Here is an 18,069-nt window from a genome sequence, read left to right on the forward strand (position 1 = left end):
AGTGGGCTCGCGGATGCCAGGGACCGACCGGATCGCAGCGATACATGCCCAACTGCTGCACGCGGGGTTGGACCTCTCCCCGGCCGGGGTTCCCGGCACACCCCTGATCATCGTCGAACTCGATGACTTCGCAACGGCTACGCCAGCAACCGTTGCGCGCGCCGCAGGTGTACTGCGCGAGAGCCTCCCACTTACGATCGGTGTGCTGCGCTCGCCATCCGTGCGAGGAATCGAACCCGTGCTCGACGCACTCACTCTGACGCTCACCGAAGAGTCGGCACAGCGGTCGGTGCGGCCGCACCGCGAGGTCGTGCCGGTGCTCGATGTCGATGCGGCGCTGGAACAATTGACCGCGGCGGTCGCCTATGCGCCGCAGGCGGCGCTGGCATGCGGGCAGCTGCTGAGACGAACCGATGGTGCGAGGACCACGTCGGCGCTGGCCGCGGAGGCGGCGGTGTACTCGATGTTGCTGAGCGGGAACGAGTTCGCGCGTTGGCTGGGCCAACGCGACGAGGCTCGGCCGGCTCGGGCGTCAGGGGTTCTCGAGGATATGGGACCCGGGGGTGCTTGGGACGCAATCGGCGGCTCGGGCCCGGGAGACGTATCGGAGGTGACCGGCGGGGCGGACTTCGGGTGTAGCTCAGGTCTGGGCGGTGATCTGGTGCGGATGCAGCGCGAGGGAACGCGGCTCTCGATCGTGCTGAATCAACCGGCGCGGCGGAATGCGCTCGGTGTCCGGCTTCGGGAAGAACTGCTCAGCGCGCTGACAGTGGCCGAGGCCGACCCTGCCATCGAAGCCGTCGCGCTCAGCGGTGCGGGGCCCGTGTTCTGCAGCGGCGGCGACCTGGACGAATTCGGCGCCGCCACAGATCCGGTCGCCGCCTACCTGGTGCGCTTGGACCGCGCGCCGTGGCGGGTGCTGGACCGGGTCGCCGAGCGGTTGACCGCCCACGTGCACGGCGCGTGCATCGGCGCCGGAGCCGAGATGGCGGCGTTCGCTAGTCATATCGTAGCCGCGCCGGACACCTGGTTTCGCTTCCCGGAGGTCGCGATGGGGCTCATCCCGGGCGCGGGCGGAACGGTGAGCGTGCCCCGTCGCATCGGCCGCTGGCGCGCCGCCTGGCTGATGCTGACCGGCACACCGTTGTCCGCTCGCAAGGCGCTGCGGTGGGGGCTGGTGGACGAAGTCACCGGAACGGCGGGCTGAAAGTTGGAGAACACACCGCGGCACCTGCACGCCCTGGCATCCGGCGAGCTTCGAAATTGTCCTGTCATGAGCTGGGCGTCCTCGGGCGGGATGGCGCTCACCGGACACCGTGGCGGGGTGCCGGTGATGTCCCCCGCACCCGCCTATGAGTTGCTCGGTACGGTGGCGGACGCGCTGGCACTCGTGACCGGTCAGGTGGGTGAGCGAGTGGTGATCGATGCGGCGGCAACGGTTTTCGGGCGGGCCGGGTGGTCTGGGCGGGGCCGGGACGGACGACGGTCGGTGGGCGGCGCGAGCCGGATGCTGCGCACGGCTGACGGCTGGTGCGTGGTGACATTGGCCCGGCCCGACGATTTCGACGCTGTTCCGGCGATACTCGGTAGCGCAACGGGAGCCGGCGCTTGGACGGCGCTCGCCGATGCGGCACGTCAGTGGTCGGCGGGGGCGCTGGCCGAGCGAGCTCAATTACTCGGCGTACCCGCGGCGGTCGTGCCGGCGAGGCCATCCAGCGGGCTCGGACTGCCATTCGGGGCGAGAAGTGCACTGCCGTGGAGAGCCTCCCGCATTGCCTCCTCCGATCCCACTGTGAACCTGCGGGATTGCCTGGTGGTCGATCTCTCGGCGTTGTGGGCAGGGCCGCTGTGCGCGCGGCTGCTCGGGCTGGCCGGCGCTCGGGTCGTGAAGGTCGAGAGCGCCCACCGCCCGGACGGGGGCCGGGCGGTGGGCCCGGAGTTGTTCGGCTGGTTACATGAGGGCAAGGAGTTCCGGACCGTCGATTTTCACGCTGCCGCCGGGCGCAGGGAATTGGCGGATCTGATCGCCGCGGCGGATGTCGTCATCGAGGCGTCGCGGCCGCGGGCGCTGAGGCAGCTCGGCCTGGCTCCGGAGGAGGTGGCGCATCGCCCCGGCCGAGTGTGGCTGAGTCTCACCGGGTATGGGCGGGCGGATCCGCTGCGGGTCGCCTTCGGTGACGACGCCGCCGCGGCGGGTGGTCTGGTGGGCTGGGACGTGGACGGGCCGGTGTTCTGCGGTGACGCCATCGCGGACCCGCTGTCCGGAATCTGCGCGGCGCTCGCGGTCGCGACCGCCGTGCAGGCCGGCGGCGGGGTGCTGATCGATCTGTCTATGCGGGCCACGGCCGCGGCGTTCGCGGCGGCTCCGGGCCTCGACCACGGTCCGCACCGAGTTGTCCCGCATGGCGACGGGTGGAACGTGGAGTGCACTGCCTACGAACACACTCAGCGCGTGCTGCCACCACCCATTCCGGAATCGGCGCCACGGGCGGGCGGCGCTCGATGCTGATCCGGCGCGCGCGCATCTTCGGTAGCGGGCACACCGATGTCCGATGGGACGGGGCGCGCATCGTCGAATGCGGGACCGCGCTGCGCCCGCTGCCCGGTGAGGACGATATCGATGTACGGGGCGGCTGGCTGCTGCCAGGGCTGCACGATCACCATATTCACCTGCGGGCGCTGGCCGCCCGCGCTGATTCGGCGTCACTGGGCCCAGAGCGGATTACGGATCTCGGCGGTCTGCTCGCCGAATTGCGACGGCTCGACGCGGAACAGCCGGCCGGGAGGTGGATTCGAGGCATCGGCTATCACGAGTCGGTCGCCGGGTCACTGAATCGGCGGATACTCGACCGCGCCCTGCCGGCCCGCCCGATCCGTATCCAGCATCGCAGCGGCGCGCTGTGGATGCTGAATTCGGCCGCCTGCATTGAGATCGGTCTCGATGCGTGCACCGCCCCAGGAGTGGAACGCGATGCGACCGGGCAGCCCACCGGCCGGCTGTGGCGTTTGGATTCCTGGCTGGGCGAGCGGATCCCCGCCCTGCCACTGGATCTCGCGGAGGTCAGCCGCCGGGCCGCACGCTACGGAATCACGGGGTTCACCGATGCCACACCCGGGCTGACACAGCACGAGGTCGCGGAGTTGGCCGGCGCGGTAGCCGATGGGCGGATAGTGCAGCGGCTGCACTGCATGGCTCCCCCAGCGATCACCGACCCAGTGGTCGAGCGGTTCACGCTGGGGCCCACCAAGATTCTGCTGGACGATACATCGCTCCCGACGCTTGATGACCTCGCCGACACCATGCGCGCGGCGCACGCGGCGGACCGCCCGGTCGCCGTGCACTGTGTGACCCGAGTGCAACTGATTCTCACCCTCGCGGCGCTCGACTGCGCGGGTACGCGCCCCGGCGACCGCATCGAACACGGTGCGATAGTTCCGGATTCGGTCACAGACCAGTTGCGTGCCGCGGCACTGACCGTGGTCACCCAGCCCCACTTCCCGGTCGAGCGGGCCACCCAATACGCCAGGGAGGTGCCCGAAGCAGATCGGGTGGATCTGTGGCGACTGGGTTCACTGCTGAAGCGCGGGGTCGCGGTAGCGGCGGGAACCGACGCACCGTTCGGCAGTGCCGACCCCTGGCGTGTACTCGCGGCCGCCACCACACGGCAGGCGAATGCCTCTGGCGCGGAGTCGATTTCGTTGCCGCGTGCGCTGTCTCTCTTCTTCGGCAGCCCCGATCGACCCGCGCGGCCGCGGACCATCCGCCCTGGGGCGACAGCCGACCTTGTCCTGCTGTCGGCTGGGCCCGAGGACCTCGTCGCCGATCCGACCGCCGGCGCCGAGCTCGTCGCCGCCACCATCGTGGGCGGTCGGCCGGTCTGATCTGCCGCGCGACGAGCCGAGGGAAAGGCTCAACCCGCCAGCGGACTTTCATCGCAGGCGCGCGACGGCACCCTCGGCATCCCTATCCCCACCGATCGCCCGGTCCTCGAATGATCCTGCGACGGCCGTGGCGCACGGCCGCGATCGGCACTCAGCAGAGCCGATTCGCCGTGTCCGCGAACACATTCCGGATCTGGCCCGTCGAGCGGGAGGCCGGTGAAGAATTTCGCGGCCATACACCCGCCGCGGCAGCTGTCGAAGGCCGAGCAAGAGGTGCACGCGCCACCGGTTTGCGGGCGGCGTAGTTCGGTGAAGCGTTCCGATTCGCGCCAGATCCGTGTGAAGCCGCCCGCGGAGCGAATGTTTCCGGCCTTGAACTCTTCGTGGATGGTGAACGGGCAGGCATAGACGTCGCCGATCGGGTCGACCAGGCACACCACGCGGCCCGCACCGCACAGGTTCAGGCCGGGCAGTGGCGCGCCGTAGGCGGCGAGGTGGAAGAACGAGTCGCCGGTGAGAACGTGGTCGCCGTGCTCGAGCAGCCAGTCGTACAGTGTCCGCTGCTGTTCCGGGAGCAGATGGAGGTCGTCCCAGCTGTCGGCGCCGCGACCCGAGGGCCGCAGCCGGGTGAGGCGCAGTTGCGCGTCGAACATGTCGGCGATGGCCAGCAGGCCGTCGAGCTGGCCGACATTGTGCCGGGTCATCACGACCGAGAGCTTGAAGCCGTCCGCGCCCGCGGAGGCCAGCAGTTCCATGGCCCGGATCGCGGTGGCGAAGGACCCCTTGCCGCGGACCGCGTCATTCACCGCTTCGGATGCGCCGTCGAGGGAAATCTGCACGTCCACATAGCTGTTGGTGGCGATGCGGGTGGCCGCGGCGGGGTTGATCCGCACCCCGTTGGTGGAGAACTTCACTCCCACGTGGTGCTCGGTCGCGTAGTCGACGATCTCCCAGAAGTCCGGCCGAACCGTAGGCTCGCCGCCGCCGATGTTCACATAGAACACCTGCATCCGCTCGAATTCGTCGATCAGCGACAGGCATTCGGCTGTGCTCAGCTCCCGGGGGTCGCGCCGGCCCGAACTCGACAGGCAGTGCACGCAGGCCAGATTGCAGGCGTAGGTCAGCTCCCAGGTCAGGCAGATCGGGGCATCGAGGCCGGATTGGAAATGCTGGACCAAGGGCAGCGGTGCGGCCGTCATACGGCATCCCTCTTCCGGATCATGTTGGTGGCGGCCAGTCCGGCCAGGGCGTTGCGATAGGCGGGGAGTTCGGCCGCGGTGACCCCGGCGAGTGCGCATGCCTGCCGCGCCGAAGCCGAGTCGGCCAGGGTGCGTACCACCTGGAACAGCGTGGGGCTCTTCAAGAACGACAGGCGCCGGGTGCCGAAGTGGTACAGCAGCGCACCGAATCGTTCCGGCCGCACCGAGACCTGCTCGGACAAGCCCCAGGCGAGATCCAGTTCAAAGGTCCGCGGCGGGTCAGTAGACACCGCACATTCCATCGATCGAAACCTCTTCTACGAGGACCTCCTCGACAAGCTCGGTGTCCTCGCCGTCGAAACCGTTGCTACTCATGACAACTCCTTTCCGGTGTGTGTCACACCCTGACGTCGACCGCGTTCTCGTTCACGATAATTCGGCTCTTGCGTAGCGCGGGGCGGGCGGTCAGCACCAGTGGCGCACCGAGCCGGGCGGCCAGCGCGAACGCTTCGGCCCGCGCACCCAGCACGGCGTGCGACCACGTCCACGCACAGGTGTGCGGCGCGAGGGTGTCCGCGGTCTGCGCGAAATTCGCATCCTCGAGGAGGTCGGCATCGAGGACGACGCCGTAGAACGCGAACGCGCCCGACAGATTCACAGTCAGCGAGCCGTCGCAGACGACATGGACCGCCCCGCCGAATCCCGCGCGCCGCGCTGCCTGTTCGAGCACCTTCCGCCGGCGGGCTGCGCCCCCGCAGACCAAGGCGACGACTTCGTTCATCGCTATCGCTCCGGCCCCTCGAGCAGGGTGACGGCCGCGACGGCCGTCGGCCCGCCCACGGTGTGCGCCAACCCGATTCGGGCACCGTCCACCTGATGGCGGGCGTTTCCGCGTAGCTGCTCGAACAGCTCGACGCACTGGGCGACACCGGTCGCGCCGGGCGGATGCCCCTTGGATTTGAGACCGCCGCTGGTATTCACCGGCAGCGTTCCACCCGGCCCGGTGGCCCCGGATTCGACGAGTTTGTAGGCCTCGAACCGTTCGGCGAAACCCAGATCCTCGTAGCTCATCAGCTCGACGCCGGTGAAGAAGTCGTGCACCTCGGCGACGTCCACATCCGAGGGAGTCAATCCCGCCATGGCGAACGCTTGCCGGGCGGCCCGCACACTCGCCGGGAAGGTGGTCATATCCCGCTTGTGCTGGTGCATCACCGAGTCCAGGCCTAGTCCGACACCACGCACCCACACCGGATGGTCGGTGTAGCGGCCCACCACGTCCTCCGCGGCCAGCACCAGGGCCGCCGCGCCATCGCTCTGCGGTGCGCAGTCGTAGAGTCCGAACGGCGTCACCACGGTCGGCGCGGCGAGCGCTTGCTCCATGGTGATCCCGAACTGCAAGCGCGCCTTGCGATTACCGGCGCCGAAGGCATGGTTCTTGACCGCGACCATCGCGAGATGCTCCCGGGTGGCCGGTGATTCGTGCAGGTAACGGCTGACGTGCAGTGCGAACCCGGCCGGTGAGACCAGCCCGAGCGGGTAGTCCCACGCATTGTCGCGCGACATCGCCTCCCAGCCCCACAGCATGTCCTTCGACGCCGATTCCCGCAGCTTGTCCGCGCCGAGCACGAGGGCCACGTCGCAGGCGCCCGAGGCGATCCCGAAGAGTGCGTTGCGCAGCGCGTCATGACCGGTGGCACAGGCATTTTCGATCCGAGTCACCGGAATCTCGGGCAGACCCAGAGTGTCGGCCAGGATGCCGGAGGGAAATCCGTCAGCGGTGCCGCACTCGCCGAACCAGGCCGCCTGGAGGTCTGCCTTGGCCAAGCCCTTGTCGACCGTGGCGGCGCATTCGGCGAATGCCATCGGCAGCAAATCCTTGATGCCGAGCGCGAAATGTTCGGCGAAGGGCGTCATCCCCGCGCCGACGATGGCAACCCGCTTCATACTGTGTCCTCCTGATCCGGCTCGAACGCGTAGCCGTAATCGGGTACACCCGATCGCACCGCCACGCGCCGCAGTGTCAAGCGGCCGCGGTCGCCGATGTCGACGGCGCCCGGCTCGGTGCCGGTCACCTTGGCCAGCGCTCGCACCCCCACTTCGTCGAGTTCCACGATGACCAGCGAGTAGGGCGTCTTGAGGCCCGGCACCGGAACGTGCACGGTGACCTCGGTGTATACGGTGCCGGTGCGCGGCAGCGGTACCAGGCTGTAGTTGGTGCCGAGCGCGCCGTCCTCGCCCACACGGTAGCGCGGCGGGAAGTCCAATTCCGTTTCACCGGGGTGCTTTCCGGCAACCCAGCGCACCTTCGCCTCGAAGGCTCGCTCGTAGGCGGCAAGGGAGATGAGCAGTTCGGCGCCGGACCGGAGCATGCCCTCGGGTTTGGGCCGGGCGACCGGTTCCCGGCGATAGACCCGCGCGCTACCGCCCGCGACCGTGATGCCGAACAGGCTCCCCTGCTCCACGCCGACCAGTGGGCCCGTCTCGCCCGCTTCCGCCAACGCCGCCAACGCGAACAGACCCGCACTCGCACCGAAAGTCGGCAGCGGGACCGGGTTCCCGGCGCACAGCTCGACCGCCCGCTCGTGTTCCACGCCCGCCACCGCGACGGGCACGTCCAGCCAGGTGGCCTCGAAGGAGGCCAGCAGTCCGCGCGCGTGCAGCAGCCGCGGATCGCCGTAGTCGTGCACGTCACCGGCCGCGGTGCGGGTACGCACCGGCAGGCTGCGTGAAATCCGCGCTGCCGTACGCACTTCCAGGCCACGGTCGGCGGTCAGCACCGCGACCGCCCCGGCCGGTTCCAGGTCGACACCGATGACCAGGGTGCGCGGGCGGGCCGAACTGACCGCGTCCAGTGCGGCGGGCGCACCGCCCAGCCGTTCGACGACCTCTAGTTCGGGGTCCAGGCCGAGCCCGGCCAGCAGGGCCGCGGCGTTCCCGCCCTCCAGCAGCGGCAGGTCCCGGCTGACCAGGATCACCACGTGCGCCGCGCCCGCGCCGGCGTCGAGCGCGGCCCGCCCGGCCTCCACGGCCAGCGTCACCGCGTCCTCGTCGTCACCCGGCACCCGGTGCCCGGCGGCGCCCCAGCACGGCAGATAGGTTCCTATCGCGGCGATGTGCGGCATCGAACTCTCCCAATTCCTTCTACTGCACCAGCGCTAGGTGACCACGCCGGCGGTCTTCAGCGCGATGATGCGATCCCAGTCCAGGCCCAGTTCGAACAGCACGTCCGCGGTCTGCGCCGCGAATTCGGGGGCGGCACCGGTATCGGCCGCGGTGAGGTCGAACTGCACCGGATTGGCCACCAGTTCGAGTTCGCCGGCACGGACCAGGTAATCGTTCGCGCGTACCTGCGCGTCGTCGGCCACCTGCCGCGAATCCTGCACCGGAGCCCACGGGCCCGCCAGGGTGGCGAAGCGCTCGGACCATTCGGCCAGCGTGCGCGTAGCGATCACCTCCTGCAGGATGCCCACGGCCGCAGCGGTATTGGCGGCCAGCTGCGCGCCGTCGGCGAAGCGTGGGTCCTGTGCCAGTTCCGGCCGGTCGATGTGCTTGCACACATCGGCCCAGAACTTCGCGGGCTGCATCATGACGAACGAGAGATAGCGACCGTCCGCGGTGACGTACAGGCCCGACAGCGGATTGGTCGGCGATCCGTGCGCACCCAGCGGGGGCGGCACCATCGGCTTGTCCAGATGTACCGACAGCGCCACTCCGTGCCCCATCGCCCACACACCGCTGCCCAGCAGCGAAACATCCACGATCGACGGCTCGCCGGTGCGCTCCCGTTTGAGCAGCGCGGCCGCGATCCCCCCGGCGAGATTGGTCCCGGAAATGGTGTCGCCGAATGCAGGACCGGGCGGTGGAACCATGCCCGCCACGCCCGCCGGTGTGAGGCTGGCGGCGATGCCGCCGCGCGCCCAGAAGGCGGTCATGTCATAGCCGCCCTTGCCGGACTCCTCCCCTCGCGGACCCAGTGCACTGCCGCGCGCGTAGACGATCCGCGGATTCACCGCGCGGATTTCTTCCACGTCGATCCGGAACTTACGCCGGTGATCAGGCAGGAAGCTGGTCAGGAACACATCCGCGCGCTGGGCGAGCGCGTAGAGCACCTCGCGCCCTTCGGGTTTGGACATATCGAGCCCGACGCTGCGTTTGCCGCGATTGGCGTGCTCCCAGTTCGGATTCGGATCGTCCGGCACCTCGAACGCCCCCACCCGGCGTAGTCCGCGCTGGGGGTCGCCGGTGACCGCGTGCTCGATCTTGATCACCTCCGCACCCCATTCGGCGAGCACCGCGCCCGCCGACGGAACGAACCCGTACATCGCGACCTCGAGCACCCTGATGCCGGCCAGCGGTTTCATCGGATCACCGCCGCGAAGGTCTTGCGCTCCAGGAACTCCTCGAGTCCCGCGACGCCGGATTCACGGCCGATCCCCGACTGCTTGTAGCCGCCGAATGGCGCGTCGGCGGCGAAGTAGTTGCCGCCGTTGATGCTCATCGTGCCGGTGCGGATCCGGCGGGCGACGGCGAGCGCGCGGTCGTCGCTCGCGCTGAACACGCCGCCGGAGAGTCCGTAGATGGAGTTGTTGGCGATGCGCACGGCGTCGTCGTCGTCCTCGTAGGGGATGACCACGAGCACCGGGCCGAAGACCTCCTCCTGCGCGATCTCGCTGTCGGGATCCACTCCGGACAGCAGCGTCGGCGTATAGAAGAAGCCCGGATCGACCTTGGTGCCGCCGGTCACCAGCGTCGCGCCCGCGGCCACCGCGCGCTGCACCATGGCGTCGACCTTGTCGCGCTGGCGGGCGCTGATCAGCGGTCCCATATAGGTTTTCGGGTCGCTCGGATCGCCGTGGCGAACGTGGCCGAAGTTGGCCGCCACCTTGCCGACCATCTCGTCGTGCCGATCCCGCGGCACCAGCAGCCGGGTGGTCAGCGCACAGCCCTGCCCCGCATGGGTGACGACGCTGAAGGCCGCGAACAGCGCGGTCAGGTCGAAGTCGGCGTCGTCGAGCACGACCATGGCGGACTTGCCGCCCAGTTCCAGGAAGACCCGCTTGAGGCTCTCCCCGGCCGCGGCCATGATGCGCCGGCCCACGGCGGTCGAGCCGGTGAAGGTGACCATGTCCACGTCGGGATGGGTGGTCATCACCTCGCCCACCGCGACCTCCGAGGAGGCAAGGACATTCACTACTCCGGCCGGAATGTCGGTGTAGCGCGCGATCAGCTCACCCAGTGCCTGGGTGATCAGTGGCGTGTCCGGCGCACCCTTGAGCACGACCGTGCAGCCCGCGGCCAGGGCGGGCGCGAGCTTGGCCAGCGCCAGTTGGTTCGGGTAGTTGTAGGCCACGATCGCCGCGACGACACCGGCCGCTTCCTTCTCGACCCAGCGCCGGTGCCGCTGCCCGCGGGCCTCGATCTCGGGAAGCTCCTCGATCAGCGGATGGTTCTTCAGCAGCTCGGCGTAATAGCTCACCAGGCCGATCGGAATGTCGAGCTGATTGCCCAGGGTCAGCGTGCGGGTCGCGCCGACCTCGGCAATCGTCAACTCGCGCAGTTCTTCCCGGTGGTCGAGCAGTGCCTGGTGCAACTGCTCCAGGCAACGGACGCGCAGTTCGGTGTTCGTGGCCCAATCGGTGGTGTCGAAAGCGCGGCGGGCGGCGGCGATGGCGGCTTCGGCATCGGCCACCGTGGCGTCGGGCGCGTGGCCGAGTACGGCGCCGGTGGCGGGGTTGAGCGAGGCGAAGGTCCGTTCGGGTGCCAACAACTGCCCGTCGATGAGCAGTCTCCGCCCCAGTTCCTTCGGCTCCCCGTTCTGGTGCCCGCTGCCCGTGCCCGACGGCGCCTGGTCCTGAGTGTGCATCCCGCCTCCTGAGTTCTTGAAAACTAGATTCTCATAGTTGGAGAATCTTGCAGTCACTTTTGGCGAATCTAGCCTGCGAACCGCCTTTCCGTAACCCCCATCCCATGCCGAGAACAGCAGGCTTGCCCGGAGCAGATTTGCGAGAGTACCGTTCTCCAATTATGGAAGGGAGATTCTTGTGATTCAGACGAGAGCGCTCAGCCCAGCCCTGGGCGTCGAGGTCACCGGTGTCGAGAACCTGCTCGACGAGACCGTGATCAGTCGCTGCCTGGAGGCGCTCACCTGGCGGGGCGTCCTGCTGATCCGGGGCCTGCATCTCGACGACGAGGCCCAGCTGGCCTTCAGCCGACGGCTCGGCGCGGTACTCGCACCGGCGGGCAAGGAGATATTCAAGATCTCCCTCGACCCGGCCGTGCAGCCCTCGGCCGAATACCTCAAGAGCACATTCCACTGGCATATCGACGACACCACCAACGAGGTGCCGGCCAAGGCGACCATGCTCACCGCCCGGCATGTGGCCATGGCCGGCGGCGGTACCGAGTTCGCCAGTACCTACGCCGCCTTCGAGGCCCTGCCCGAACAAGAGCAGAAGCGCTATGAGCAATTGCGGGTCGTGCATAGTTTCGAAGCGGCGCAACGGCTCACCCATCCGGATCCCTCCGAAGCGGAACTCGCGGCGTGGCGGCGGCTACGCAGCCACGAGACCTCCCTGGTCTGGCAGCGCCGCGACGGTCGCCGCTCACTGGTGATCGGCGCGACCGCCGACCACATCGTCGGCATGAACCCCGCCGAAAGCCGGGCGGTGCTCGACGAACTGCTGGAGTGGACCGCGCAGGAACGGTTCCGCTACACCCACGAATGGGCCGTCGACGACGTGGTGGTCTGGGACAACACCGGCATGCTGCACCGCGCGCTGCCCTACGACCCGGCGTCACGGCGCACCATGCACCGCACCACCATCGCGGGCGAGGAGGCCTGGGCGTGACGGCACCATCGAAAACGGCGGTCGTCACCGGCGGCGCCTCGGGGATCGGCCTGGCCGTGGCGAAACGGCTACGCGCCGACGGCTATTCGGTGGCCACCCTCGATCTGTCCCCGTCTCACGACGACGAGCTGGCGTTCACCGCCGATGTCACCGATCCGGTCGAGGTCTTCGGCGCACACGCCGCCATCCGCGAAAAGCTGGGTCCGGTCACGGTTTTGGTGAACGCGGCGGGCATGGAAGGGTTCAAGCGTTTCGCCGACCTCTCCTTCGAGGAGTGGCAGCGGGTCATCGCGGTGAATCTGCACGGTGTGTTCCACTGCGTCCAGGCCGCGCTGCCGGACATGCTGGATACCGGCTGGGGGCGGATCGTCAATATCTCCTCCTCCAGCGCGCATTCGGGGCAGCCGTTCATGGCGCACTACGTCGCGGCCAAATCGGCGGTCAACGGCCTGACCAAAGCGCTCGCGCTCGAGCTCGGCCCCTCCGGCATCACCGTCAACGCGGTACCGCCGGGCTTCATCGACACCCCGATGCTGCGCGGAGCCGAAGAAAAGCGCTTGCTCGGCGGCAGCGTGCAGGACCACATCAAGCGCACACCGGTGCGCCGGGTCGGGCAGCCCGAGGACATCGCCGCCGCCTGCGCCTTCCTGATCTCCGAGGAGGCCGGGTACATCACCGGGCAGATCCTCGGGGTCAACGGCGGCCGGAATACCTAGCGTGACTGGAGGTGAGCCGATGGCCGCGGATCTCGTGCTGCTACTGGTGCGGCTGATAGTGGGCGGCACGATGGCCGCGCACGGTGTCAACCACTGGCTCGGGGGTGGACGGATCGCCGGCACCGCCCGCTGGTTCGGCGGGTTGGGGCTGCGCTACCCGACGGTACAAGCGTGGTTCAGCGTCATCACCGAGATCGGCGCGGGCGCACTGCTCGTGCTCGGGCTGCTGACCCCGCTGGCGTGTGCGGCGGTGATTTCGATGATGTTGGTCGCCGGGCTGCTCGTGCACCGGGCCAATGGATTCTTCGTCTTCCGTGAGGGATACGAGTATGTGCTGGTGCTCGCGACCGTGGCGCTCGCTCTCGGCGTGCTCGGACCGGGGCGCTGGTCCCTAGATCGGCTCGCCGATATCGAGATCACCGGGTGGGGCGGTGGCGCGGTCGCGCTCGGGGCGGGTGTGGTGGCGACGGCCGGGCTGCTGGCGGTGTGCTGGAGGCCCGAAACCGGGCCGACCGAGTGTGCGCAGCCCGCCGAACCCGTTGCACCACAGGTCGAGACGATCACGGAGGAACACTGATGCGGGTCGGATTCATCGGGCTCGGAATCCAGGGTGGGCCGATGGCCCGCCGGATCGCCGAAGCCGGGCACCCCACCACGCTCTGGGCTCGCCGCCCCGAGGCGCTGGAACCATTTCGCGACACCGGAGCGGCCTACGCGGGCTCCCCCGCCGAACTCGCTGCCGCCAGTGACCTCGTGTGCCTGTGCGTGGTCTCCGACAACGACGTCCGCGAGATCATCACCCGGCCGGACGGGGTCCTCGCCGGACTCCGGCCCGGTGGCGTGATCGCCGTGCACAGCACCGTCCATCCGGACACCTGTGTCGAGCTCGCCGAAACTGTGCGCGCACAGGGGGTTTCACTGATCGACGCGCCGGTCAGCGGCGGCGGTCCGGCCGCGGCCGCGGGCACCTTGCTGGTCATGGTGGGCGGTGATGAACCGGACGTGCAGCGCTGCCGGCCGGTGTTCGACAGCTATGCGCGCCAGGTGGTCCATCTCGGCGCTGTCGGCGCGGGGCAGGTCACCAAGATCATCAACAATCTACTGTTCACCGCGAATCTCGCCACTGCCGTCAGCACCCTGCGACTCGGCGAGAGCCTCGGACTGGATCCGAAACGCCTGGGCGAACTGATCTCCCAGGGCACCGCGAACAGTTTCGCGCTGGGCCGCGTCGTCGCGGGCGGCGGGCTCGACAGCATCGCCCAGCACGCGGCCGGGCTACTGCGCAAGGATGTCGACCTGGCCGCCGACCTGGCCGCGCGAGCCGGAACCAAGGACGGCATCGTCTTCGATGCCGCCCAGGACACCCTGTCGGTCATGGATCGGCTGCTCGGAAACTGAAAGGAAGCCCGATGCGAATCGGATTCGTCGGGGCCGGGCGGATGGGCGCGCCGATGGTCCGCCGTCTCAGCACTGCGGGGCACGAAGTCCACGTGTTGGCGCACGACCCGGAAAAGCGTGCGGCACTGACGGAATCGAGGGTGTCGGCCACCTTGCAGCTGTCCGAGATCGGCACCGACGCGGATGCGGTGGTGGTCTGCGTCTTCACCGACGAGCAGGTGCGGGCGGTGTGCCTGGACGGCGATCTGCCGGCGGCCATGCCACCCGGATCCGCGCTCGTCGTGCACACGACCACCCGCCCGCACACCATGACCGCGGTGGCCGAGCGGGCCGCGCAGTACGGTGTCGACGTACTCGACGCTCCGGTCAGCGGCGGTCCGCATGATATCGCGGCGGGCACGCTGACCATCTTTCTCGGTGGCACCGACACAGCTGTGCGGCGCGTACGGTCAATGTTGTCCTGCTACGCCGATCCGATCCTGCATGTCGGCCCGCTCGGGTCCGGACAGCAGGTCAAGCTGCTCAACAACGCCGCGTTCGCGGCGCAACTCGGCATGGTCGTCGAAATCGTCCGTCTCGCGGATCGATTCGGGCTCGACGAAGCTATGGTGCTGCGCGCGCTACCCCACGGCAGCGCGGGCGGGCGCGCCCTCGCCGGCGCGGCCGCCCGCGGTTCAGTCGGTGAATTCGTCACGGCCGTACACGGTTTCCTGGCCAAGGATGTCGCCGAGGTCCGCAGCGCCATGGCCGAAAGCGGCGGAGATCTCGGCACGTTGGAGCCGCTTATCGACGCACTGGAGCACCCGGTCACCGGATAGACCCAGCGGCACCTCCCGTTGGGTCTGAAGCGAGCCGGACCGCATCCGCCGACTCGGGCACCTTCAGACGCCCAGCGATTTCGCGATGATCACCTTCATGACTTCGCTTGTCCCGGCGTAGATTCGGGCCACCCGGGCGTCGGTGTACAGGCGGGCGATGGGGTACTCAATCATGTAGCCGTAACCGCCGAACAGTTGCAGGCAGCGGTCGACAACGCGGGCCTGCACCTCGGTCGCGAATAGTTTCACCCGGGCGGCGTCCGCGCCGGAGAGCCGGCGCTCCACCAACGCCAGGACTGCATTGTCTACCAGGGCCTGGGCGGCCTCGATCTCAGTGGACATGGCGGCCAGCTCGAACTTGGTGTTCTGGAACGAGGCCACGGGGGTGCCGAATGCCTTGCGCTCCTTCACATATTCGATGGTGGCGGTGAGCGCCGCGCGGGCCTGCGCCACCGAGCCGACGGCCACTGTCATGCGTTCCTGAGGCAGGTTGTGGCCAAGGTAGCCGAAAGCCGCGCCCTCCTCGCCCAGGCGGTTGGCGACGGGGACCCGGACATTGTCGAAGGACAGCTCGACGGTGTCCTGCACCTTGCAACCCATCTTCTCCAGCACCCGGCCCTTCTCGAACCCCGGCATGCCGTCCTCGACCACGAGCAGGGTGAGTCCGGCGCGGCGGTTCTCCGGAACGGTGGAGCTGCGGGCGACCACGACCACCAGATCGGCGAGCAGACCGCCGGTGATGAAGGTCTTCGCGCCGTTGAGCACGTACTCGTCGCCGTCGCGGACGGCGGTGCTGCGCATGCCCGCCAGGTCCGAGCCGGTGCCGGGCTCGGTCATGGCCACGGCTGTGAGCAGCCGGCCCGAGGCCAGGCCGGGGAACCAGCGTTGCCGCTGTTCGGCATTCGCGTATTCGAGGAAGTACGGGAGGATGACGTCGATCTGGGTGCGCACCGTGCTCAAGGTGACCAGCGCCCGCTGGGCCTCCTCCTGGAGTACCGCGTTGTAGCGGTAATCAGGCAGCCCCGCTCCCCCGAATTCCTCCGGGATCGCCGTGCCCAGCAGACCCAGTGCGCCGAGCTGTTCGAAGACCGTGCGCGGCATCTGCCCGTCCTTCTCCCAGGCCGGATAGTTCGGCACTACTTCTTTATCGATGAACTCGCGGGCCAGCTGCCGGAACGCCTCGTGATCCGGAGTGTAGATTTCCCTGCGCATTTCGCCTCCTTCAGGACACGAGCTCGACGACGGTGGCGTTGGCGGTGCCACCGCCCTCGCACATGGTTTGCAGGCCGTAGCGAATTCCGTTGTCGCGCATGTGATGGACCATCCGAGTCATCAGCACCGCACCCGAACCGCCCAGCGGGTGACCGAGCGCGATCGCTCCGCCCAGTGGATTGCATCGGGCGGAGTCGGCGCCGGTTTCGGCGAGCCATGCCAGTGGGACCGGAGCGAACGCCTCGTTGACCTCGAACACGCCGATGTCATCCAGGGCGATTCCGGCCTTGCCCAGAACCTTCTCGGTCGCGGGAATCGGCCCGGTGAGCATGAGTACCGGATCCGAACCAGCCACCGCTCCCGCCCGATACCGGACGATGGGCGTCAGGCCCAGTTCCCTTGCCCGCTCCGGGGTGGTGACCAGCAATGCCGCCGCGCCGTCCGAGATCTGGGACGAGTTGCCCGCGTGGATGGTCCCGTCGGCGTCGAAGGCCGGCTTCAGCGCGGCAAGCTTCGCCACCGTGGTGCTGCGGCGAATGCCCTCGTCCGCGGTGAACATCCCGGAATCCGTTGGCACCGACACGATCTGGGCGTCGAACGCGCCGCCGTCCTGCGCGGCGGCGGCCCGCTCGTGCGACAGGGCCGAGAACTCGTCCAACTGGGCCCGGGTGAAACCCCATTTGCGCACGATCAGCTCCGCGGATATGCCCTGGTTGAACGAAAAATCCTCGTACCGGGCAAGCGCTTTCGGGCCGTACGGGCTGCCGCCGGCTTTGGCGGCGCCCAGCGGCACCCGGCTCATCACCTCGACGCCACCGGCCACCACCACGTCCTGCTGGCCGGACATGACCGCCTGGGCCGCGAAATCCAGGGCCTGCTGGCTGGATCCGCAGGCGCGGTTGACGGTCGTGCCCGGAATGCTCTCCGGCCAGCCCGCCGCCAGCACCGCGTAGCGGCCGATATTGCTGGATTGATCGCCGACCTGGGACACGCAGCCCCACGCCACGTCGTCGATCACCGCCGGATCGATGCCGGTCCGTTCGATCAGGGCGTTCAGCACGACCGCGGACAGGTCGGCCGCGTGCATCCCGGACAGTCCCCCGTTGCGTTTACCCACCGGTGTGCGGACCGCTTCCACGATCACTACTTCACGCATGTGCTCTCTCCTGTTCCGGTTGGGGCGTGCTGTCGTCCATGGCCCAGCCGCCGGTGAAGCGCGGCTCCCGCTTCTCGGTGAAGGCCGAGAAGGCTTCCGGTGCATCCGTGGTCGCGAAATTGACGCCCTGAGCTCTGGCCTCGGCGGCCAACGCCGCACGCAGGTCGCTGGCCGCCCCTTCGTTGAGCAGTGCTTTGGTCTGGGCCAGCGCCACCGGTGGCCCGGCGACCAGGCGCGCGGCGAGATCGTCGACGAAACCGTCGATCTCCGCGCCCGCCACCACCCAGGTGACGAGGTTCAGGTCCCGCGCCTGGTTCGCGTCGATCGTCTCGGCCAGCAGCGCGAGGCGTTTGGCCTGGTGCAGCCCGACCAGCTGCGGCAGCAGCCAGGAGCCGCCCAGATCCACCGACAGGCCGCGGCGGGCGAAGATCTGCGCGAACGTGGATGCCGGTGTGGCCACGACGAAATCGCAGCCCAGGGCCAGGTTCCAGCCCGCACCGACAGCGACGCCGTCCACCTTCGCGATGGCGGGCATCGGCAACTCCTGTAGTTGCAACGCCACCTGGCTGAGCAGCCGCATCTTGCGGGCCGGATGCCCGGCGGTCAGCACCGAAACGTCCGCGCCCGAGCAGAACGCGCCGCCGGCGCCGGTGAGCACCAATGCGCGGACGCCGGGGTCGTCGCCCGCGGCGATCAAGGCATCTCGCAGGCGCGCCCACATCTCCCACGTGACGGCGTTCTTGCGGCGGGGCCGGTTCAGGGTCAGCGTCCGGACACCGGCGCGGTCCTCGACCAGCAGGTCGGGTTCATCGGTCATGATCTCTTCTCACAGTCGATTTC

At 68.8% G+C, this 18,069-nt stretch carries 19 protein-coding genes; 8 read left to right on the forward strand and 11 right to left on the reverse strand.

Annotation, left to right across the window (positions count from 1 at the left end):
* Positions 1-13 precede the first annotated feature (13 nt).
* The 3 genes from ACFQZZ_RS24755 (at position 14) to ACFQZZ_RS24765 (ending at position 3,882) form a co-directional block, all read left to right on the forward strand.
* A complete protein-coding gene (locus ACFQZZ_RS24755; protein ID WP_378685318.1) occupies positions 14-1,207 on the forward strand; it encodes an enoyl-CoA hydratase/isomerase family protein in 1,194 nt (397 codons plus the stop codon).
* A 66-nt stretch (positions 1,208-1,273) separates the two neighbouring features.
* The gene (locus tag ACFQZZ_RS24760; RefSeq protein WP_378685321.1) at positions 1,274-2,509 is read left to right on the forward strand and encodes a CoA transferase; all 1,236 of its coding nucleotides are present in this window, start codon (positions 1,274-1,276) and stop codon (positions 2,507-2,509) included.
* Positions 2,503-3,882: an amidohydrolase family protein gene (locus ACFQZZ_RS24765; RefSeq protein WP_378685324.1), complete on the forward strand. Its 1,380-nt coding sequence runs from the start codon at positions 2,503-2,505 to the stop codon at positions 3,880-3,882. Before ACFQZZ_RS24760 ends, ACFQZZ_RS24765 begins: the two co-directional genes overlap by 7 nt.
* A gap of 29 nt (positions 3,883-3,911) precedes the next feature.
* Here the strand turns inward: ACFQZZ_RS24765 and mftC are convergent, their stop codons facing one another.
* Genes mftC through ACFQZZ_RS24805 form a run of 8 tightly spaced genes read right to left on the reverse strand, consistent with a single transcriptional unit; the run spans position 3,912 to position 10,944 of the window.
* Complete coding sequence (gene mftC / locus ACFQZZ_RS24770) at positions 3,912-5,081, reverse strand: mycofactocin radical SAM maturase (RefSeq protein WP_378685327.1); 1,170 nt, start codon at positions 5,079-5,081, stop codon at positions 3,912-3,914.
* Positions 5,078-5,371: a mycofactocin biosynthesis chaperone MftB gene (gene mftB / locus ACFQZZ_RS24775; RefSeq protein WP_378685330.1), complete on the reverse strand. Its 294-nt coding sequence runs from the start codon at positions 5,369-5,371 to the stop codon at positions 5,078-5,080. The genes mftC and mftB overlap by 4 nt, the downstream gene beginning before the upstream one ends.
* A complete protein-coding gene (gene mftA, locus ACFQZZ_RS24780; protein ID WP_378685333.1) occupies positions 5,361-5,456 on the reverse strand; it encodes a mycofactocin precursor MftA in 96 nt (31 codons plus the stop codon). Before mftA ends, mftB begins: the two co-directional genes overlap by 11 nt.
* A 22-nt stretch (positions 5,457-5,478) precedes the next feature.
* On the reverse strand, positions 5,479-5,862 hold the full coding sequence (locus ACFQZZ_RS24785) for a hypothetical protein (RefSeq protein WP_378685336.1): 384 nt from the start codon (positions 5,860-5,862) through the stop codon (positions 5,479-5,481).
* A gap of 2 nt (positions 5,863-5,864) precedes the next feature.
* The gene (locus ACFQZZ_RS24790; protein ID WP_378685338.1) at positions 5,865-7,025 is read right to left on the reverse strand and encodes a beta-ketoacyl synthase N-terminal-like domain-containing protein; all 1,161 of its coding nucleotides are present in this window, start codon (positions 7,023-7,025) and stop codon (positions 5,865-5,867) included.
* Complete coding sequence (locus ACFQZZ_RS24795; protein WP_378685341.1) at positions 7,022-8,203, reverse strand: Zn-ribbon domain-containing OB-fold protein; 1,182 nt, start codon at positions 8,201-8,203, stop codon at positions 7,022-7,024. The genes ACFQZZ_RS24790 and ACFQZZ_RS24795 overlap by 4 nt, the downstream gene beginning before the upstream one ends.
* Positions 8,204-8,236: 33 nt before the next feature.
* Positions 8,237-9,442 carry a CaiB/BaiF CoA transferase family protein gene (locus tag ACFQZZ_RS24800; protein ID WP_378685344.1) on the reverse strand — a complete coding sequence of 402 codons (1,206 nt, stop codon included), beginning with the start codon at positions 9,440-9,442 and terminating at the stop codon, positions 8,237-8,239.
* The gene (locus ACFQZZ_RS24805) at positions 9,439-10,944 is read right to left on the reverse strand and encodes an aldehyde dehydrogenase family protein (RefSeq protein WP_378685347.1); all 1,506 of its coding nucleotides are present in this window, start codon (positions 10,942-10,944) and stop codon (positions 9,439-9,441) included. The genes ACFQZZ_RS24800 and ACFQZZ_RS24805 overlap by 4 nt, the downstream gene beginning before the upstream one ends.
* A 178-nt stretch (positions 10,945-11,122) precedes the next feature.
* Here ACFQZZ_RS24805 and ACFQZZ_RS24810 point away from each other — a divergent pair, with 178 nt between their 5' ends.
* Genes ACFQZZ_RS24810 through ACFQZZ_RS24830 form a run of 5 tightly spaced genes read left to right on the forward strand, consistent with a single transcriptional unit; the run spans position 11,123 to position 14,861 of the window.
* Complete coding sequence (locus ACFQZZ_RS24810; RefSeq protein WP_378685349.1) at positions 11,123-11,929, forward strand: TauD/TfdA dioxygenase family protein; 807 nt, start codon at positions 11,123-11,125, stop codon at positions 11,927-11,929.
* Entirely contained in the window at positions 11,926-12,645 is a 720-nt protein-coding gene (locus ACFQZZ_RS24815) for an SDR family NAD(P)-dependent oxidoreductase (RefSeq protein WP_378685352.1), read from the forward strand. The genes ACFQZZ_RS24810 and ACFQZZ_RS24815 overlap by 4 nt, the downstream gene beginning before the upstream one ends.
* A gap of 19 nt (positions 12,646-12,664) precedes the next feature.
* Complete coding sequence (locus tag ACFQZZ_RS24820; protein WP_378685355.1) at positions 12,665-13,222, forward strand: DoxX family protein; 558 nt, start codon at positions 12,665-12,667, stop codon at positions 13,220-13,222.
* Entirely contained in the window at positions 13,222-14,043 is an 822-nt protein-coding gene (locus ACFQZZ_RS24825) for an NAD(P)-dependent oxidoreductase (protein WP_378685358.1), read from the forward strand. The genes ACFQZZ_RS24820 and ACFQZZ_RS24825 overlap by 1 nt, the downstream gene beginning before the upstream one ends.
* Positions 14,044-14,054: 11 nt before the next feature.
* A complete protein-coding gene (locus tag ACFQZZ_RS24830; protein ID WP_378685361.1) occupies positions 14,055-14,861 on the forward strand; it encodes an NAD(P)-dependent oxidoreductase in 807 nt (268 codons plus the stop codon).
* A 63-nt stretch (positions 14,862-14,924) separates the two neighbouring features.
* Here ACFQZZ_RS24830 and ACFQZZ_RS24835 read toward each other — a convergent pair whose 3' ends face one another.
* Genes ACFQZZ_RS24835 through ACFQZZ_RS24845 form a run of 3 tightly spaced genes read right to left on the reverse strand, consistent with a single transcriptional unit; the run spans position 14,925 to position 18,046 of the window.
* Entirely contained in the window at positions 14,925-16,073 is a 1,149-nt protein-coding gene (locus tag ACFQZZ_RS24835) for an acyl-CoA dehydrogenase family protein (protein WP_378685364.1), read from the reverse strand.
* Positions 16,074-16,083: 10 nt separating this feature from the next.
* The gene (locus ACFQZZ_RS24840; protein WP_378685367.1) at positions 16,084-17,229 is read right to left on the reverse strand and encodes a thiolase family protein; all 1,146 of its coding nucleotides are present in this window, start codon (positions 17,227-17,229) and stop codon (positions 16,084-16,086) included.
* Positions 17,222-18,046, reverse strand: a complete 825-nt coding sequence (locus ACFQZZ_RS24845) for an enoyl-CoA hydratase/isomerase family protein (protein WP_378685370.1) — start codon at positions 18,044-18,046, stop codon at positions 17,222-17,224. The genes ACFQZZ_RS24840 and ACFQZZ_RS24845 overlap by 8 nt, the downstream gene beginning before the upstream one ends.
* Between the last annotated feature and the right edge of the window lie 23 nt (positions 18,047-18,069).

Source organism: Nocardia sp. GCM10030253, assembly GCF_042675075.1.
Lineage (GTDB): Bacteria > Actinomycetota > Actinomycetes > Mycobacteriales > Mycobacteriaceae > Nocardia.

What these genes read in the sequence shown, in the direction of transcription:
- ACFQZZ_RS24830 (WP_378685361.1), top strand. Translation starts at nt 14,055, where the DNA reads ATGCGAATCGGATTCGTCGGGGCCGGGCGGATGGGCGCGCCGATGGTC.
- ACFQZZ_RS24760 (WP_378685321.1), top strand. Translation starts at nt 1,274, where the DNA reads ATGAGCTGGGCGTCCTCGGGCGGGATGGCGCTCACCGGACACCGTGGC.
- ACFQZZ_RS24805 (WP_378685347.1), bottom strand. Translation starts at nt 10,944, where the DNA reads ATGCACACTCAGGACCAGGCGCCGTCGGGCACGGGCAGCGGGCACCAG.
- ACFQZZ_RS24800 (WP_378685344.1), bottom strand. Translation starts at nt 9,442, where the DNA reads ATGAAACCGCTGGCCGGCATCAGGGTGCTCGAGGTCGCGATGTACGGG.
- ACFQZZ_RS24835 (WP_378685364.1), bottom strand. Translation starts at nt 16,073, where the DNA reads ATGCGCAGGGAAATCTACACTCCGGATCACGAGGCGTTCCGGCAGCTG.
- ACFQZZ_RS24795 (WP_378685341.1), bottom strand. Translation starts at nt 8,203, where the DNA reads ATGCCGCACATCGCCGCGATAGGAACCTATCTGCCGTGCTGGGGCGCC.
- ACFQZZ_RS24840 (WP_378685367.1), bottom strand. Translation starts at nt 17,229, where the DNA reads ATGCGTGAAGTAGTGATCGTGGAAGCGGTCCGCACACCGGTGGGTAAA.
- ACFQZZ_RS24825 (WP_378685358.1), top strand. Translation starts at nt 13,222, where the DNA reads ATGCGGGTCGGATTCATCGGGCTCGGAATCCAGGGTGGGCCGATGGCC.
- ACFQZZ_RS24790 (WP_378685338.1), bottom strand. Translation starts at nt 7,025, where the DNA reads ATGAAGCGGGTTGCCATCGTCGGCGCGGGGATGACGCCCTTCGCCGAA.
- mftA (WP_378685333.1), bottom strand. Translation starts at nt 5,456, where the DNA reads ATGAGTAGCAACGGTTTCGACGGCGAGGACACCGAGCTTGTCGAGGAG.
- ACFQZZ_RS24820 (WP_378685355.1), top strand. Translation starts at nt 12,665, where the DNA reads ATGGCCGCGGATCTCGTGCTGCTACTGGTGCGGCTGATAGTGGGCGGC.
- mftC (WP_378685327.1), bottom strand. Translation starts at nt 5,081, where the DNA reads ATGACGGCCGCACCGCTGCCCTTGGTCCAGCATTTCCAATCCGGCCTC.
- ACFQZZ_RS24785 (WP_378685336.1), bottom strand. Translation starts at nt 5,862, where the DNA reads ATGAACGAAGTCGTCGCCTTGGTCTGCGGGGGCGCAGCCCGCCGGCGG.
- ACFQZZ_RS24765 (WP_378685324.1), top strand. Translation starts at nt 2,503, where the DNA reads ATGCTGATCCGGCGCGCGCGCATCTTCGGTAGCGGGCACACCGATGTC.
- ACFQZZ_RS24755 (WP_378685318.1), top strand. Translation starts at nt 14, where the DNA reads ATGCCAGGGACCGACCGGATCGCAGCGATACATGCCCAACTGCTGCAC.
- ACFQZZ_RS24845 (WP_378685370.1), bottom strand. Translation starts at nt 18,046, where the DNA reads ATGACCGATGAACCCGACCTGCTGGTCGAGGACCGCGCCGGTGTCCGG.